The organism is Polyangium jinanense (assembly GCF_028435365.1).
The window spans coordinates 199,422-216,025 of sequence record NZ_JAGTJJ010000004.1 but is presented as its reverse complement, the minus strand read 5'-3'; the positions used below and the strand labels follow the sequence as shown (position 1 = coordinate 216,025).

The 16,604-nt window shown below is 69.1% G+C and carries 14 protein-coding genes; 12 read left to right on the top strand and 2 right to left on the bottom strand.

Annotated features, from left to right (window positions below; translation table 11 throughout):
* Nucleotides 1-84 precede the first annotated feature (84 nt).
* Nucleotides 85-573, bottom strand: coding sequence for a hypothetical protein (locus tag KEG57_RS12225; protein ID WP_272419938.1), 489 nt, complete (start codon nt 571-573; stop codon nt 85-87).
* Nucleotides 573-1,556: a porphobilinogen synthase gene (gene hemB, locus KEG57_RS12220; RefSeq protein WP_272419939.1), complete on the bottom strand. Its 984-nt coding sequence runs from the start codon at nt 1,554-1,556 to the stop codon at nt 573-575. The genes KEG57_RS12225 and hemB overlap by 1 nt, the downstream gene beginning before the upstream one ends.
* 183 nt (nt 1,557-1,739) lie before the next feature.
* On the opposite strand from hemB, the gene htpG reads away from it, so the two are divergent.
* From htpG to KEG57_RS12160, 12 genes are all read left to right on the top strand, one after another.
* Entirely contained in the window at nt 1,740-3,662 is a 1,923-nt protein-coding gene (gene htpG, locus KEG57_RS12215; RefSeq protein WP_272419940.1) for a molecular chaperone HtpG, read from the top strand.
* Between the two features lie 66 nt (nt 3,663-3,728).
* Nucleotides 3,729-4,466, top strand: a complete 738-nt coding sequence (locus KEG57_RS12210; protein WP_272419941.1) for a pyridoxine 5'-phosphate synthase — start codon at nt 3,729-3,731, stop codon at nt 4,464-4,466.
* Nucleotides 4,463-6,124, top strand: coding sequence for an NAD(P)H-hydrate dehydratase (locus tag KEG57_RS12205; protein ID WP_272419942.1), 1,662 nt, complete (start codon nt 4,463-4,465; stop codon nt 6,122-6,124). Before KEG57_RS12210 ends, KEG57_RS12205 begins: the two co-directional genes overlap by 4 nt.
* 191 nt (nt 6,125-6,315) lie before the next feature.
* Nucleotides 6,316-6,900, top strand: coding sequence for an RNA polymerase sigma factor (locus tag KEG57_RS12200; protein WP_272419943.1), 585 nt, complete (start codon nt 6,316-6,318; stop codon nt 6,898-6,900).
* A gap of 53 nt (nt 6,901-6,953) precedes the next feature.
* On the top strand, nt 6,954-8,138 hold the full coding sequence (locus KEG57_RS12195; RefSeq protein WP_272419944.1) for a thiolase family protein: 1,185 nt from the start codon (nt 6,954-6,956) through the stop codon (nt 8,136-8,138).
* Between the two features lie 4 nt (nt 8,139-8,142).
* A complete protein-coding gene (locus tag KEG57_RS12190) occupies nt 8,143-9,000 on the top strand; it encodes an MBL fold metallo-hydrolase (protein ID WP_272419945.1) in 858 nt (285 codons plus the stop codon).
* Nucleotides 9,001-9,068: 68 nt separating this feature from the next.
* A complete protein-coding gene (locus KEG57_RS12185; protein ID WP_272419946.1) occupies nt 9,069-10,238 on the top strand; it encodes a putative porin in 1,170 nt (389 codons plus the stop codon).
* Between the two features lie 16 nt (nt 10,239-10,254).
* Nucleotides 10,255-11,751 carry a purple acid phosphatase family protein gene (locus tag KEG57_RS12180; protein WP_272458482.1) on the top strand — a complete coding sequence of 499 codons (1,497 nt, stop codon included), beginning with the start codon at nt 10,255-10,257 and terminating at the stop codon, nt 11,749-11,751.
* Nucleotides 11,752-11,877: 126 nt separating this feature from the next.
* The gene (locus KEG57_RS12175; protein ID WP_272458508.1) at nt 11,878-12,768 is read left to right on the top strand and encodes a hypothetical protein; all 891 of its coding nucleotides are present in this window, start codon (nt 11,878-11,880) and stop codon (nt 12,766-12,768) included.
* A 64-nt stretch (nt 12,769-12,832) separates the two neighbouring features.
* A complete protein-coding gene (gene dnaJ / locus KEG57_RS12170) occupies nt 12,833-13,945 on the top strand; it encodes a molecular chaperone DnaJ (protein WP_272458481.1) in 1,113 nt (370 codons plus the stop codon).
* Nucleotides 13,946-14,017: 72 nt separating this feature from the next.
* Complete coding sequence (locus KEG57_RS12165) at nt 14,018-14,848, top strand: pyruvate, water dikinase regulatory protein (RefSeq protein ID WP_136929456.1); 831 nt, start codon at nt 14,018-14,020, stop codon at nt 14,846-14,848.
* Nucleotides 14,849-14,909: 61 nt separating this feature from the next.
* Nucleotides 14,910-16,592: an IgGFc-binding protein gene (locus KEG57_RS12160; RefSeq protein ID WP_272458480.1), complete on the top strand. Its 1,683-nt coding sequence runs from the start codon at nt 14,910-14,912 to the stop codon at nt 16,590-16,592.
* Nucleotides 16,593-16,604 lie beyond the last annotated feature (12 nt).

Genomic DNA, 16,604 nt, shown 5'->3' with positions numbered 1-16,604 from the left:
CGCAAGGGCGGGGTGTCGTTCCGCGAGGGCGGGGTGTCGTTCCGCAAGGGCGGGGTGTCGTTCCGCAAGGGCGGGTGTCTTCCCTCACATCCCCGCGTCGACTGGGCAGCTCCCGTGCGGCATCGCCCCCGGCTCCTCCGGCGCATCCGGCTCTCCATCCCCGGTCCCTGCCACCACGAGCAGCCAGTAATCCACGCAGCTCCCGTTCACGATCACGAGCTTCTTCTCGTCGACCTCGCGTAGCTCCGCCTGGTTGCCTGACGCCTGCGCGACGGTGCTCTCGTTCGTCCCGCACTTGTCGAACGACAGCCAGATGTTCACGAACCGCGGCACCTCGCCGAGCCCGTGCTCGAGCTCGTACCGCATCCCGGCGGGGAACCAGAGCAGCTCCCCGTCCCACGGCGCGCTCATGTAGACGCCGCTCTTCACCGTGCCCTCCGTGTACCGGACCGGTGTGTTCGTCTCGGCGGAGCGGTCGCAGTTCGGGCCGATCGAGTTGATCGCGTTGCAGCCGCTCGAACCCACGAGCGCGAGCGTGGCCGCGAGGATCCCCCAGCGTGATGCGCGACCCATCAGCCGAGCCAGCGTGCCGCGTCCACGGCGTGGTACGTCAGGATGAAGTCGGCTCCCGCGCGCCGGATCGACGTCAAAAGCTCCAGCACCGCGCGCTTCTCGTCGATCATCCCCGCGGCCGACGCGGCTTTGATCATCGCGTACTCGCCGCTCACGTTGTACGCGCCGAGCGGCAACGGCGACGCCGCGCGCACCTTCGCGATCACGTCGAGGTAGGGCAGCGCCGGCTTCACCATGAGCAGGTCCGCGCCTTCCTCCTCGTCGAGCCGCGCCTCGCGCAGCGCCTCGCGCGTGTTCGCCGGATCCATCTGGTAGCCCGCGCGATCGCCGAACTTCGGCGCGCAGTCCGCGGCCTCGCGGAACGGACCGTAGAAGCTCGACGCGTACTTCACCGCGTACGAAAGGATCGCCGTGCTCTCGTGGCCCGTGCCGTCGAGCGCGCGCCGGAGCGCGTCCACGCGCCCGTCCATCATGTCGCTCGGCGCCACGATGTCCGCGCCCGCCGCCGCGTGCACGACCGCCGTCTTCGCCAAGACCTCCAGCGTCGCGTCGTTGTCGACCTCGAGATGGCCGCGCGGACCCGGCCTCAGGATCCCGCAGTGCCCGTGGTCGGTGTACTCGTCGACGCAGACGTCCGTGATCACCAGCAGATCCGGCACCGCGTCTTTCATGGCCGCGACCGCGCGCGGCACCGGGCCGTTGGGATCGTACGCGGAGGACCCGCTCGCGTCCTTTGTCCGGGGCAGGCCGAACAGGATGATGCCGCCGAGCCCGAGCGAGCGTGCCAGCCGTGCCTGGTCGGCGGCCGCGGCGACCGGGAGCTGCGAGACGCCCGGCATCGTCGAGACGGGCCGGGCCTCGTCGAGCACCTCGTTGAAGAAGAGCGGCAGGACGAAGTCCGAGGGGGCGAGGGAGGTTTCGCGGACGAGGCTCCGGATGGCCGACGAGCGGCGGAGCCTGCGGGGTCGTTCGGTGGGGAACACGAGGGGCCACTGTAGAGCATCGACACGCTCGATGCTCTGCGAGAGCGCACAGCGATCTCGCCTCGGGGGGTGAATCGTCCGGGCTCTGCCCGGACGCGAGGCGTCCTCCTCGGGAGTGGCGCCTTTTTTTCGTGCGGGGAGGGGGATTGCATTTCCAAAAAGCGGATCCATTTCGTCGTCGCCATGAGCCAAGAAGCCCCCCCGACTCCCGAAGCTCCCCCCGCCGCGTCGCCTGCCGCCGTGGAGATGCCGTTCCAGGCGGAGGTGCAGCAGGTCCTCTCGCTCGTCATCAACTCGCTCTACGCGAACCAGGAGGTCTTCCTGCGCGAGCTCGTCTCGAACGCCTCCGACGCGCTCGACAAGGCCCGCTTCCTCGCCCTCACGCGCAAGGACGTGACCGAGCAGGAAGGTGAGCCCGCGATCACGATCAAGCTCGACGACGAGGCCCGCACCATCGTCATCGAGGACAACGGCATCGGCATGACGCGCGACGAGGTCGTCCAGAACCTCGGCACCATCGCGAAGAGCGGCTCGCTCGAGTTCTTGAAGGCGCACGCCGAGTCTCTCCGCGCGAGCCAGGACAAGGACTCTGCGGTCAAGCTCATCGGTCAGTTCGGCGTGGGTTTCTACGCCGCGTTCATGGTCGCCTCGCGGGTCGACGTGGAGACGCGCTCCATGCTCCCCGGCGCGGAGCCCGTGCTCTGGCGCTCGGGTGGATCGGGCACGTTCACGGTCGCGACGGGCGAGCGCGAGCACCCCGGCACGAAGATCACGCTGCACCTCAAGGAGGACACGCGCGAGTACACGAAGGCCTGGCGGATCAAGGAGATCATCCGCAAGTACTCGGACTTCGTCCACTTCCCGATCTCGGTGAACGGCGAGGTCGCGAACCGCAAGGCGGCGCTCTGGTCCTTGCCGAAGTCGCAGGTGACGGAGGAGCAACACGCCGAGTTCTTCCGGCACGTGACGGGCGGCTACGAGGGCGAAAAGCCGCTCTGGCACCTGCACGTCTCGATCGACGCGCCGGTGCAGTTCCAGGCGCTCCTCTACGTGCCCGAGAAGGCGCCGCCGGACCTCTTCCAGCGGGATCGCCGCGCCATCCGCCTCTACGCGAAGCGCGTGCTCATCGTCGAAGATTGCGACAAGGTCGCGCCGAGCTACCTGCGCTTCCTGCGCGGCGTGGTCGACTCCGAGGATCTTTCGCTCAACGTCTCGCGCGAGATGCTCCAGGAGGACAAGGCCCTGAAGCAGATCGAGACGCAGATCACGAAGCAGGTCTTGAAGGGCTTGAAGGAGCTCTCGGAGAGCGAGCCCGAGCGGTATGCGACGCTCTGGAAGGAGTTCGGCAAGGTCCTCAAGGAGGGCGTGTCGGTCGACTGGAAGAACAAGGACGCGATCGCGGACCTCTGCCGGTTCGGCTCGATGAACACGCCGGAAGCAGAGCTCATCTCGCTCAAGCAGTACGTCGCGGCGATGCCCGAGTCGCAGAAGGAGATCTACTACCTGACGGGCACGAGCCGCCGCTCGCTGGAGAAGAGCCCGCACATCGAGGCCTTCAAGAAGCACGGCTACGACGTCCTCTTCATGACGGAGCCCGTCGACGAGTGGGTCGTGCAAGGCTTGAACGAGTACGACAAGCGCCGCCTGCGCAGCATCTCGCACGGCGACATCGATCTCGGCGACAAGGACGAGAAGGCCGACGAGAAGGCCGGCGAGCAGATCAAGAGCGCGGTCTCCGCCGTGAAGGCCACGCTCGGCGATCGGGTGAAGGACGTGCGCGCCTCGCGTCGCCTCACCGACAGCGCGAGCTGCCTCGTCGCCGCCGAGGGGGATCTCGGCGTCAACATGGAGCGGATCATGCGCATGATGGGCGAGGACGCGCCCCAGGCGAAGCGGATCCTGGAGCTGAACCCCGAGAGTCCCATCGTGAAGAACCTGAGCGCGCTCGCCGAGAAGGATCCGAGCGCGGAGCCCATCAAGCTCTGGTCCGAGCTGCTCTACGAGCAGGCGCTTCTCGCCGAGGGCGTGGTGGTCGACCCGGCCAAGCTCGTGCAGCACATCCAGGACTTGCTCGTGCAAGCGACGAACGCGGCCGTCGCGCGCTAGTTTTTCTCGCGCTCCGTTCGTGCGAGCGCTTCGTCCTGATGCCTGGTTCGTCGTAGAGTGCCGACCATGGCGGTTCGGCTGCACATCAACATCGATCACGTCGCCACCGTGCGAAACGCGCGGGGCACGCGTTACCCCGATCCGGTCTTCGCCGCCGGCCTCTGCGAAGCGGCCGGCGCCGACGGCATCACCGCGCATCTGCGCGAGGATCGGCGTCACATCACCGACGACGACGTCACGCGCCTGCGCGCCTCGGTGAACACGCTTCTCAACCTGGAGATGGCCGTCACCGAGGAGATGATCGGCATCGCGTCGCGAGTTCGTCCCGACGTGATCACGCTCGTCCCCGAGCGGCGCGAGGAGCGCACGACCGAAGGCGGGCTCGACGTGATCGGTCAGCGCGCAGGCATCGAGGCCGCCGTGAAGATGGCCAAGGAGCGCGGGATCAAGGTGAGCCTGTTCATCGGCGCGGACGAGGCCATGGTCGAGGCCTCCGCGGCGCTCGGCGTCGCGCAGATCGAGCTGCACACGGGCGAGTACTGCCACGCCTCCGGAGAGCAAGCCGAGCACGAGCTCGATCGGCTGAAGCGCGCCGCCGCCCGCGGCGCGGCGCTCGGCCTCGAGATCGCCGCGGGTCATGGATTGACCCGGCACAACGTCGGGCCCGTCGTGGCCATCCCCGACCTCGTCGAGGTCAACATCGGCCACTCGGTCATCGCCGACGCCGTCTTCTTCGGGCTCGACCGCGCCGTGCGAGATCTTCGAAGGTCTATCGATCGCGGCGTACGAGGCCGTTCCCGATGATCCCTGTCCTCACGCGCGCGCAGATGCGCGCGTTCGACAAGTACGCGATCGAGACGTGCCACGTGCCCGGCGTCGTGCTCATGGAGAACGCCGGCCGCGGCGCCGCGGACGTCCTCTCCGCGATGATCGAGGCGCGCCGCCGCCCGGACGCGCCGAGCCGCGAGGCCGACGCGATCTCCGCCCGCGCCCGCTCCTTCCCGGTCCGCCACGTCCAGAGCCCCGGCCAGCCCGCCACGTACCCGCTCGAAGCGCGCGTCGTCGTCGTCTGCGGCACCGGCAACAACGGCGGCGATGGGTTCGTCGTGGCGCGCCACCTCTACGCGCGCGGCGCCGAGGTCGAGGTGTATCTCGCCGGCAAGAGCGAGAAGGTCACGGGCGACGCGCGCATCAACCACGACGCCTACATCGACCTCGGCGGCCGCTTCTTCGAGCTGCCCGAGGGAGCGAGCCTCGGCCCGCTGCACACGGCCCTCTCGCGCGCCGACTTCGTCATCGACGCCCTCTTCGGCACCGGCCTCGACAGGCCCATCGCCGGCCATCTCGCCGACGTGATCGCCGTCCTCAACGACGCGGCCGCCCGCTGCGTCGCGCTCGACATCCCCTCGGGCCTCGACGCCGACAGCGGCTCGCCGCTCGGCATCGCCGTGCGCGCCGACGACACCGTCACCTTCGGCCACCTCAAGATCGGCATGCTCACGCCCGAGGGCGCGCGCCTCTCGGGCAACGTGCACGTCGTCGACCTCGGCGTCCCCGACCCGCCGATCCTCGCCCACGTCGGGTTCGTCGCCGAGGTCATCCGCCGCGAGACCGTCGGCTCGTACTTCGCGCCCCGCGAGGCGAGCGTCCACAAACACAAGGCCGGCGACGTCCTCGTCGTCGCGGGCTCGCCCGGCAAGCTCGGCGCCTCGCTCCTCACGGCGCGGGCCGCCATGCGCGCTGGAGCCGGCCTCGTCACGATCGGCACCTGGCCCGAGGCCGCGACGTCACTCGAGTCCCGCGTCGTCGAGGTCATGACCACGCGGATCGACCCGAACCGCATCGGCCCCTCGCTCGACGCCGCGCTCGCCGGCCGCCGCACCGTCGCGATCGGCCCTGGCTTCGGCCTCGGACCGGAGGCGCGCGCGGCCGTGGATCACGTCGTCCTCGGCTGGGACGGCTTCAAGGTCGTCGACGCCGACGCCATCACCCACTTCGCGGGCCGGCCCGAGTCGCTCGCGCAAGCGAAAGGCCGCCTCGTCCTCACGCCGCATCCGGGCGAGCTCGGCCGCCTCCTCGGCCGCAGCGCCACCGCGATCGAGCAGGACCGCTTCGGCGCCGTCCGCGAGGCCGTTCAGCGCACGAACGCCACGGTCATCTTGAAGGGCGCCCGCACGATCATCGCCACGCCCGAGGGCCGCCTCTTCATCTGCATGGCGGGCAACCCCGCCCTCGCCACGGCTGGCTCCGGCGACGTGCTCACCGGCCTCATCGCCGCCTTCGCGTGCAGCATGTCCGCGGACGAAGCCGCCTGCGCGGGTGTCCTCGTCCACGCCCTCGCCGGCGACCTCTGGCGCGCCCGCACCGGCTGCGACCGAGGCCTGTTCGCCGGCGAGATCCCCGACCTCGTCCCGCAGATCCTCGCGGCCCTCGCCCGCGGCGGAGACCCTCTCGCGACCTGAAGGGCGGCCGTACGCCCGAACGATCCCCCGCCTTCCCACGACAGGTTGGCGCCTGGACACGCCCCGGTGTCGATTTGACACGTCCGGCGGACACTCGTCCCTTCCCCCCCTAATCATTCCGAGCACTTAGGGCTGGCCACCCCTGGGCACCTGCCTTGCGAAAGGCGGTGGTCACCAGGAGGTCACATCCCATGCTCGCCCAGGTCCTCGCCACCACGCCCGCCCCCTCGAAGTCTCTCCAGGCCAACTCGATCGAGGAGCTCCGCCGAGGCGTCGCCGCGATGGCCCCCGAGCTCTTCGGCCGCGCGCTTCGTATGTCGCGCTCCAGCGCCCTCGCCGAGGACCTCGTGCAGGACACCGTCGAGCGCGCCCTCCGCTTCGAGAACCAGTATCGCCCCGGCACGAACCTGAAGGCGTGGGTCCATCAGATCCTCTTCAGCGTCTTCATCACGAAGTGTCGCCGCAACCGCCGCGAGCGCCGTGCCCTCGACGTCCTCTATTCCGACCCGAACGCGTGGACGGCCGCGCCCGCGGTCTCCGAGATGACCGCTCTCTCGCCGCCCACGCTCCGCGCGCTCGAGGCCATCCAGCCGGTCTATCGCGAGGCCCTCATCCTCGTGGACCTCCAGGAGATGTCCTACAAGGACGCCGCCGAGAAGCTCGGTGTGCCCGTGGGCACCGTCATGAGCCGCCTCCACCGCGGCAGGCGCTCGCTCGCCAAGGCCCTCGAGGCGGATCGGGACGCGTCGCTTGTGCAGTGCAACATGTTGGAGTAGTTCGCTTCTCCGGGGCGCGCGCTACGTTGCGCCCGAGCCTCCCGGAGGATGCGATGACCTTGCCCGTTCCCGTGTACATCGTCGGCGCCGCTCGCACGCCCATCGGCGCCTTCCTCGGCGCCCTCTCGGCCCTGCCCGCCCCGCGCCTCGGCGCCGCTGCCATCGAGGCCGCGCTCAGCCGCGCGAAGGTCCCGGCCGATCGCGTCGGCGAGGTCTTCATGGGCAACGTCCTCGGCGCCGGCGTCGGCCAGGCCCCCGCGCGCCAGGCCGCCATCTACGCGAACATCCCGAAGAACGTCCCGGCGACGACCGTCGGCAAGGTCTGCGGCTCGGGCATGCAGGCCGTGATCCTCGGCGCCAAGAGCATCGCGCTCGGCGACGCCGAGATCGTGGTCGCCGGCGGCATGGAGTCGATGTCGAACGTGCCGTACTACCTCACGCAGGCGCGTAACGGCTACCGCATGGGGGACAACAAGATCGTCGACGGCATGATCCACGACGGCCTGTGGGATCCCTACGGCAACTTCCACATGGGCAACGCCGGTGAGCTGTGTGCCAAGAAGTACGAGTTCTCTCGCGAGGCCCAGGACGAGTTCGCCAAGGAGAGCTTCCGTCGCGCCCTCGCCGCGCAGAAGGAAGGCCTGTTCGACGCGGAGATCGTGCCCGTCAACGTCCCGCAGAAGAAGGGCGACGCCGTGGTCGTGAAGCTCGACGAGGGCCCGCCCGCCGGCAAGCCCGACAAGATCGGCACGCTCAAGCCCGCGTTCCAGAAGGACGGCACCATCACCGCGGCGAACGCCTCCTCGATCAACGACGGCGCCTCGGCGCTCGTGCTCGCCAGCGAGAAGGCCGTGAAGGAGCTCGGCCTCGAGCCGCTCGCGCGGATCGCCGGCTACGGCGGCGCCGCCCAGGAGCCCGAGTGGTTCACGACGGCGCCCGCGGCCGCCATCGAGAACACGCTCGCCCGGACCAAGCTCACGAAGGAGCAGATCGACGTCTGGGAGATCAACGAGGCCTTCGCCGTGGTCACGCTGGCCGTGAACAAGCTCGTCGGCATCGACAACGCCCGCGTCAACGTGCGCGGCGGCGCCGTCGCGCTCGGCCACCCGATCGGCGCGACGGGCGCGCGCATGCTCACCACGATGATCCACGCGATGAAGGATCGCGGCGACAAACGCGGCCTGGCGACGTTGTGCATCGGCGGTGGCGAGGCGCTCGCCGTCGTCCTCGAGCGGTAGAGACATGGGGCGGCCGTGGCGTGTCACGCTGGGCGTCGAGCGTTTTCCCGCGCTCACGCCCACCTTGCCTCCCGCCACCCACACGAACAGCTACGCGCTGGGCGAGCGGGAGGTTTTGCTCGTCGAGCCGGCAACGCCGTTCGATGACGAGCGGCGTGAATGGCTCGCGTGGGCGCGCTCCCTTTCGAGCCACGGCCGCCACCCCATCGGCATCGTCCTCACCCATCACCACGCGGATCATGTGGGCGGCGCCTCGTTTTTCGCGGACGAGCTCCGCCTGCCGCTGCTCGCGCACCGCGAGACGGCCGCGCGCCTCGCCGGGGAGGTCCGGATCGATCGCTACATCGAGGATGGCGAGCGGATCGTCCTCGCCGGCCCACGCACCATGCCGCTCCGTGTGCTCCACACCCCGGGCCACGCGCCGGGCCACGTCTGCCTCCTCGACGAGGACACGGGGGCCGTGATCGTCGGCGACATGGTCGCGAGCGAGGGTACGATCCTCATCGAGCCCGTGGACGGCGACATGATCGAGTACCTCGCGCAGCTCGATCGCCTCGCGGGTTTGTCCGCTTCGGTCGCGCTGCCCGCGCACGGCGAGCCCATCGACGAGCCGACCACGCTCTTCCGCCGTTACATCACGCATCGCCTTGCGCGTGAGGCCAAGGTCGTCGCGGCGTTCGCCTCGATGCCTCCCGAGGGCGCGAGCCTCGATGCGCTCCTGCCCGTTGCGTACGCCGACACGCCGCCTTTCCTCTGGCCCCTTGCGCGGATGAGCCTCGAAGCGCACCTCGTCAAGCTCGTGCGCGAGGGGCGCGTCCTGCGGACTTCGTCGGGCGATTATCGCCTCGCTCCCGGCTCCTGACGCGCCGTCCCAAACCCGACAGGGGTTCCCCGCCGCGGCGCTTCGGCCTAAGCTCGCCGCGGGGTTTCATGCGCCGCGCCCTTGCCTTCACCGCGATCGTGGTTGCCGCGAGTGCCTCGGCGCGCGTGGCGGAGGCCCAGGTCCGGGTCGCGACGTTCGAAAAACCGGCGGTCGCGCTCGATCTTTATGGGTGGGTCTCGCCGCGCGTGACGATCGCGCCGGTGACTCCGTTCGGGGACCCAGACGTCGACGTCCAGTTCTCCGTACCGCAGGCGCGGTTTGGCGCCGTCGCGACGCTCGGGCGCTGGGCCACGATGCATACGGAGATCGACCTCGCGCCGGTGGCCGGTGCCGTCCCGGCGCCTCCGTGGCTGCTCGACGCGTACGCCGTCGTCACCCCGCATCGCAGCCGCTTCTTCGGCATCGACGTCACGCTCGGCCGGTTTCGCGTGCCGATCAGCCGGCAGAACTTGATCCAGCCCATCGGCCTGCAGACGCCCGAGCTCGCGGGGGCCATCTCGGCGATGATCCCCGGCCGGCAGCTCGGCGGCATGCTCGGCGTCGACTTTCTCGAACGAAAGATTCGCCTGCTCGCGGGCGTCTACAATGGCGGGTGGGGCACTTCGTTTCCGCTCGGGGCCCCGTTCAATCTTACGTTCGAGGTCGACAAACCGTGGCTCCTTTACGCGGGGCGAATCGAGCTCCAGCCGCTCGGCCCGGCGCCGTCGTTCGAGGGAGACCTTCGGCCGACCTCCCAGAGGCGCAAGCCGGTCTTGTCGATCGGCGCGAGCGGGCTCCGCACGAAGGTATCGTATCGATACCAGGAGCCGCCGCAGGGAGGGGGCTCGACGACCCTCGCGGGCGACTCCGAGGGACTCGCGGCAGGCGCCGACGTTGGCTTCTGGTACGCCGGCGCCTCGTTTTATGGGGAGATCCTTTATCGGGTCCAAGACGGGAACCCACCGCCCGGGGCGCAGGGATCGGAGCCTGACGACATTCGCTGGCTCGTGACCTCCGCGCAACTCGGGTATTTTTTGCCGTTCGGGCTCCTCCGCGAGCACGTCGAGCTCGTCGCGCGGGCGCAATATCGTGACATCGACCTGCTTGGCGCGGGGTACGCCATCGGCGGCGGGGTGAACGGCTTTTTCGATCGCGGGCACCGGCTCAAGGCGCAGCTCTTCTACGATGTGGGTTTCGAAGGCGCACGCGTGATGCTCCAGGCAACGGCAGGCTTCTGACGAGGGAGATGGCTTCATGAAGAAAACGATCGCTTCGTATGCATTCGGCCTCGCCGGCCTCGCGAGCCTCGCCGGCCTCGCGCTCCTCGCGCCTGCCTGCGCGGACGAGCCGAACCAGAACCCGCCGCCGCCCGAGCCCAACATCGAGCGCTTCCAGCCCGAGGGCTGCGATTTCGAGATCGCGACCCGCCCCGAATATCTCAATTTCCAGCGCGGCAGCGCCAAGGTGTCGGCCGCGCCCGACATCCGCCGCGTCCGCCTCGGCCTCGGCGGCAACGTCGAGCTCGATGCCCCGGGCCGCGCCGACCCCGCGACCTCCGCGGGCTTCGGCTGGCAGACCGACCCGGAGACCCTCGCCAGCGAGATCCAGTGGGGCACCACGCCCGACCCGTCGACCTGGCCCGCCGCGAATCGCAAGAATGGCGTCACGTGGGTGACCCCGGAAGGCCTCTTCGCCCCGCAAGGCGACGATCGCATGCACGAGGCCTACCTCTGCGGCCTGAGCCCGGCGACGACCTATTATTATCGTGTCGGCGGCGGCCCTGCGGGCAAGGAGGTCTGGAGCGAGGTCCATTCCTTCACGACCACGCCGAAGGATCCCAATGTCGAGGTCGTCCTCGGCGTCTCGGGCGACGCGCGCGGCCAGGACAACCAGGCCTGGCGCCTCATCCAGCGCCGCATGATGAAGGCCGGCGTCACGGCCCAGCTTTTCTCGGGCGACATGATCAATTTCGCCACCGACCAGGGCGAATGGCACAAGTGGCTCGATCTCGCGGCGAAGGACGCCGACGACAGCCTCCTCACGCTCGGCCAGATCCTCACCCTCTCGACGCACGGCAACCACGAGAACCACACGACCCATTTCTACAGCAGCGTGGTCCTCCCCCAGGACACCACGAAATTCCCCGATTACACCGAGCTCTTTTATTCGGTCGACATCGGCCCGGTCCACGTCGTGGTCGTCGACGACTTCTGGATCACGTCTCCGACCGGAAAACCCGAATACGCGCCGATGCTGAAGGCGTGGCTCGAGAAGGACCTCGAGGCGGCGAACGCGAATCGCGCGAACGTGCCGTGGATCGTCGGCATGCACCATCACGCCGAGTTCTCCTCCTCGTCGCACGGCACCGATTCGGACGTGCTCCTCGGGCGGCAGTTCTTCGTGCCGATCTGGGACAAGTACCAGGTCGACCTCATGGTCCTCGGCCACGACCACAACTACGAGCGCACGAAGCCGCTCACCGGCCCGCTCGCCGAGGGCACGCTCGAGCCCGTCGTTCAGGCGCCGCCCGCGAAGGGCACCGTCTACATGGTTTGCGCCGGCGCGGGCGCCGATGCGTATGGCGCCGGAACCAGCGTGTGGACCGACAAGAGCGCGGCCTACGACAGCAAGACTGTCTTCGGCTTCTACTCGTTCCTCAAGGCCAACAAGACCTCGCTGACCATCGAGTCGCACGAGATCCGGCCCGACGAGACCGACCCGGTCATCGACACGTACACCCTCACCAAGTGATCCAAGCCGCCCCGGGCGCTCCCACGCGCGCGCCGATGCGCCGCGCGAGCGCCCCCGTTCGCCCTTGCGCTAATGCAACTCGTTTGCTACTTGGTTCGCGTTGCTTTTGCGGAGGTGATTCAAGTGATGCGAATGTGCGGGATCCGTGCGCAGCTCGTCGCCCTCTCGAGCGCGGCCCTCTTCGTCGTCGGCTGCGGCGGCGAGGACGGCGCGACGGCCGAGAAAGGCTCGGCCCAGATCTTCGTCGAGGCCGAAGACACCATCCCGAACGGCCTCGCCGCCGGCATGGGCGAAGAGGACATCCAGGACGGCTGGAGCGTCGACTACGAGCGCTTCCTCATCACGATCGGCAACATCCGCGCCTCCCGCTCCGACGCGACCGAGACGCTCACCGCGCCCGACGTCTACGTCCTCGACCTGAAGAAGGTGCCCGCGGGCGGATACGTCGTGGCGACGTTCGAGGACGTGAGCGCGACCCGCTGGGACCGCTTCGGCTTCGACCTGCCGAACGCCAAACCCGGCGCCAAGGGCCTCGGGGACACGGCCGAGGCCGACGTCACGCTGCTCGTCGACAACGGCTATTCCCTCTACATCGAGGGCACGCTCGACAACGGCACCACGCAGAAGACCTTCCGCTGGGGCCTCGCCGCCGGCACTTCGTACGATGACTGCGCCACGGAGGACGAGATCCCCGGCTTCGCGGTCCCGGCCGGCGGCACCGTGCCGGTCAAACCCACGATCCACGGCGATCATTGGTTCTTCAACAACATCACGGCCGGCGCCGAGGTCACGGCGCGCTACGCGCAGTACATCGCCGACGCGGACGCGAACAACGACGGCGAGACCACGCTCGACGAGCTGAAACAGACGAAAGCCGCCGACGTTTTCCCGCCCGACAAGTACAGCCTCGCCGGCGTCCCGATCGAGACCGCATACGACTACGTGCTCGCCCAAGCGCGCACGCTCGGCGACTACCAGGGCGACGGCGAGTGCCCGACGCGCAAAGTTCTCCCCTGAACGCGCGCTCGGCCCAGCCCGAACCCCCTGGGCCCTCGTCCGGATCGGTGCTATTCCGGCCCCCGTGCGCGATCCCTACGATGTGCTCGGCGTCGACCGCTCGGCGACGCAGGACGAGATCAAGAGCGCCTTCCGCAAGCTCGCCGCGCAGCACCATCCGGACAAGAACCCGGGTGACGATGGGGCGCATCAGCGCTTCAAGGAGATCAACGCGGCCTACCAGATCCTCAGTGATCCGCAGAAGCGCGCCGCGTTCGATCGCTTCGGCCCGATGGGCGTAGGCGGCGCCGCGCAGCCGGGCAGCCCCTTCGGCGGCGCGGGCTACGTCGATCTGAACGACCTCAACATCGACGGTCTCTTCGGCGATCTGCTCGGCGCGCTCGGCATCAAGGTCGGCGACCGCGGCAACCTCCAGAAAGAGATCCGCATCAGCTTCGAGGAAGCCGCGTTCGGCTGCACGAAGGAGATCACGTACGAGCGTGTCGAACCCTGCGGCGATTGCGGCGGCGTCGGCGCGGCGAAGGGCACGCAGACCGAGCGCTGCAGCCTCTGCCTCGGCCGCGGCCGCGTTCGCATGCAGCAGGGCGTCTTCCCGATCGCGATCGAGCGCCCGTGCACGCGCTGCCGCGGCACGGGCCGCATCGTGCTCGACCCGTGCAAGAACTGCCGCGGCGCGGGCGTCGTCGCGAAGTCACGCACGATCGAGGTCACGATCCCCGCGGGCATCGAGAACGGCGCCACACGCCTCGTCGAGCGCGGCGGCAACTGCACGCGCCCCGATCGCGCGCCGGGCGACCTCGAGCTCACGATCCGCGTCGCTCCGCATGAGTTTTTCCGCCGTGTCGGCGACGATGTCGTCTGCTCGCTCCCGATCTCCTTCCCGGTCGCCGCGCTCGGCGGCGAGGTCGAGGTCCCCACGCTCGAAGGCAAGGGCAAGCTGCGCATTCCCGCGGGCACGCAGCCGGGCTCGGTGCTCCGCGTCAAAGGCAAGGGCATCGTGCGCCGCGTCATGGGCGGCCGGGGCGATCAGCTCGTGGAAATCGGGGTCGAAGTGCCGACACGGCTCACGGACGAGCAGAAGGAGCTCATCACCCAGTTCGCGTCGACCCTGGGCGAGGCGCCGCAAGAGCCCGAGCGTGAGACTTTCATGGACAAGTTGAAGAACCTTTTTGGGTAGGCTTGTCGTTCGAGCGGCGTGGCCCAAACGACCACGCCAGCGCTCCTCGATCCGACCGAGACGAAGACGAGAATGAGCAAGCCCATGTCCAAGTTCATCGACGTGCTGAGCGACTCCACGGGGGAGACTGCGGAGAAGGTCGTCCGCGCAGCGCTTCTCCAGTTCCCGCAGGCGGGCGTACAGATTCGCCTGCACACGCGTGTGCGTACGAAGGAAGTCGCGCGTCCGGTGCTCGAGCGCGCCGCGAAGGAGGGCGCGCTGCTCGTGTTCACCGTCGTGAGCCCCGAGCTGCGCGAGTTCATCCACTCGGCGACGGCGGAGCTACGCATCGAGGCGATCGACGTGATCGGCTCGCTCATCGGCAAGCTCGGCACGTTCCTCGATCGCGAGCCGATCAACCTGCCGAGCGCGATGCTGCCGCTCAGCGACGAGTACTTCCGTCGCATCGAGGCCGTCGAGTTCGCCGTGAAGAGCGACGACGGCAAGGAGCCGCGCAACTTCCGCAAGGCCGACATCATCCTCGTCGGCGTCTCGCGCACCTCGAAGACGCCGCTGTCGACGCTGCTCGCGCAGCGCGGCCTCAAGGTCGCGAACCTCCCGCTCGTGCTCGGTGTTCCGCTCCCGCACGAGATCGAGGAGGCGCCGAGCGATCGCATCGTCGGCCTCACGATCGGCCTCGATCAGCTCTGCGAGATCCGCCAGGCGCGCCTGCGCCAGCTCGGCATGCCCCCCGAGACGAATTACGCGATGCGGGAGCATGTCCGCACGGAGCTCGACTTCGCGCACAACATCTTCCGCGCGCATCCCGAGTGGCCCGTCGTCGATGTCACGGGCCGAGCGATCGAGGAGACGGCCGTCATCATCCTGGAGAGCATCCACGAGCGGAACCGCGCCGCCCACTGAAGCGCATCGCGCGCCCGATCGCTCTTGTGCCTGACGTGGCGCGGGGCGGATAATCGGGCGCATGACTTCAGCCGGGCTCAAGCACACAGCTTTCGTTGCATTCGCGTTTCTCCTCGTTCCGGGGATCCTCGCGGTGTCCTGCTCTGCGACATCGGGCCGAAACGAGTTCGGCGACGGAGGCGCCGGAGGCGAAGGAGCGAGCGGCCCGGGTGGGCCCGGCAGCGGCGGCTCGGGTGGCGACGTCTTCGTCGGCCCCGGCGGCTCCGGCGGGGGCGGCGGTGGTGATCCCGGCGTCGATCCCAAGACGTGCGAGGAAGCTGCGGCGGCGCGCACGTACATCGGCTGTGACTTCTGGCCCACGGTCGTCGCGAACAACGTCTGGTCGATCTTCGACTACGCGGTCGTCGTGGCGAACACGGGGGACGAACCTGCTGACGTCACGGTCACGCGTGGCGCCACGACCGTCGCCACCGCGACCGTGGGGGCGAACGACCTCGCGAAGATTTACCTCCCGTGGGTCCCCGAGCTGAAGGGCCCGGACGCCGACGCGTGCGGCAGCGCCACGCCGCTCTCGAACACAGTGCGCGTGCAGAACGGCGCCTACCACCTCGTCACCACGCGCCCCGTCACGGTCTACCAGTTCAACGCGCTCGAGTACGGCCCGCAGGGCGGCCCGCCGGGCAAGGACTGGAGCGCGTGCCCCGGCGCGCAGTGCCTCAACGACTGTTTTTCCTACAGCAACGACGCCTCGCTCCTCCTGCCGAGCACGGCCATGACCGGCAACTACCGCGTCACGGGCATCGGCGGCTGGCCGGCGGCGAACATGGGCTCGTACTTCGCGGTCACGGGCACGCAAGACGGCACGAACGTGCAGGTCAAGCTCTCCGGGGCGGGCGAGATCATCGCGGGCGGCGGCATCCCGAGCACGGGGCCGAACGGCCTCGCGTCGTTCACGGTGAACCGAGGCGAGGTCGTCGAGGTGCTCTTCGCGCCGGACGCCGACCCCTCCGGCTCGCAGATCTTCGCGACCAAGCCCGTGCAGGTCATCTCGGGCGTCCCGTGCATCAACGTCCCGCTGGAGAGCGGGTACTGCGATCACATCGAGGAGTCCGTCTTCCCGGCCGAGACGCTTGGCAAGCGGTACATCGTGACGGTCCCGACCTCGCCGGGCGGCGGGCCCGTCGGCCACGTCGTCCGCATCTACGGCAACGTCGACGGCACGAAGCTCACGTATGCGGGCGAAATCCCGCCGGGCGCGCCGCTCAGCATCAACGCGGGCCAGGTCTTCGACCTCGGCCAGGTGAACGTCAACTTCGAGATCACGGGCGATCACGAGTTTGCCGTCGGCACGTTCCAGCTCGGCTCCTCGATCATCGACCCGTTCAGCGCCGAGCCGAAGGGCGATCCGGACGCGAGCCTCTCGACGGCGGTGGAGCAGTTCCGCTTGAAGTACGTCTTCCTCGCGCCGAACGATTACGACGAGAGTTACGTCGATGTCGTCCAGCCGGTCGGGGCGAAGCTCGTGCTCGATGGCCAGCCGGTGGCGCAGACGCCGCAGCCGATCAGCTCGGGATACGGCATCGTGCGCCTCCCGCTCGGGTCTGGAAACAACGGCGCGCACGTGCTCACCGCGACGGAGGCTGTGGGCATTCAGGTGATGGGGTACGGCGCGCAGACGAGTTACCAGTATCCGGGTGGCCTGAACCTCGCGACCATCGCCCCGCCCCCGCCCCCGCCCAAGTGATCGTCGGGAAAA

What these genes read in the sequence shown, in the direction of transcription:
- KEG57_RS12160 (WP_272458480.1), top strand. Translation starts at nt 14,910, where the DNA reads ATGACTTCAGCCGGGCTCAAGCACACAGCTTTCGTTGCATTCGCGTTT.
- KEG57_RS12175 (WP_272458508.1), top strand. Translation starts at nt 11,878, where the DNA reads ATGCGAATGTGCGGGATCCGTGCGCAGCTCGTCGCCCTCTCGAGCGCG.
- KEG57_RS12190 (WP_272419945.1), top strand. Translation starts at nt 8,143, where the DNA reads ATGGGGCGGCCGTGGCGTGTCACGCTGGGCGTCGAGCGTTTTCCCGCG.
- KEG57_RS12225 (WP_272419938.1), bottom strand. Translation starts at nt 573, where the DNA reads ATGGGTCGCGCATCACGCTGGGGGATCCTCGCGGCCACGCTCGCGCTC.
- KEG57_RS12165 (WP_136929456.1), top strand. Translation starts at nt 14,018, where the DNA reads ATGAGCAAGCCCATGTCCAAGTTCATCGACGTGCTGAGCGACTCCACG.
- KEG57_RS12195 (WP_272419944.1), top strand. Translation starts at nt 6,954, where the DNA reads ATGACCTTGCCCGTTCCCGTGTACATCGTCGGCGCCGCTCGCACGCCC.
- htpG (WP_272419940.1), top strand. Translation starts at nt 1,740, where the DNA reads ATGAGCCAAGAAGCCCCCCCGACTCCCGAAGCTCCCCCCGCCGCGTCG.
- KEG57_RS12205 (WP_272419942.1), top strand. Translation starts at nt 4,463, where the DNA reads ATGATCCCTGTCCTCACGCGCGCGCAGATGCGCGCGTTCGACAAGTAC.
- KEG57_RS12180 (WP_272458482.1), top strand. Translation starts at nt 10,255, where the DNA reads ATGAAGAAAACGATCGCTTCGTATGCATTCGGCCTCGCCGGCCTCGCG.
- KEG57_RS12210 (WP_272419941.1), top strand. Translation starts at nt 3,729, where the DNA reads ATGGCGGTTCGGCTGCACATCAACATCGATCACGTCGCCACCGTGCGA.
- KEG57_RS12185 (WP_272419946.1), top strand. Translation starts at nt 9,069, where the DNA reads ATGCGCCGCGCCCTTGCCTTCACCGCGATCGTGGTTGCCGCGAGTGCC.
- KEG57_RS12200 (WP_272419943.1), top strand. Translation starts at nt 6,316, where the DNA reads ATGCTCGCCCAGGTCCTCGCCACCACGCCCGCCCCCTCGAAGTCTCTC.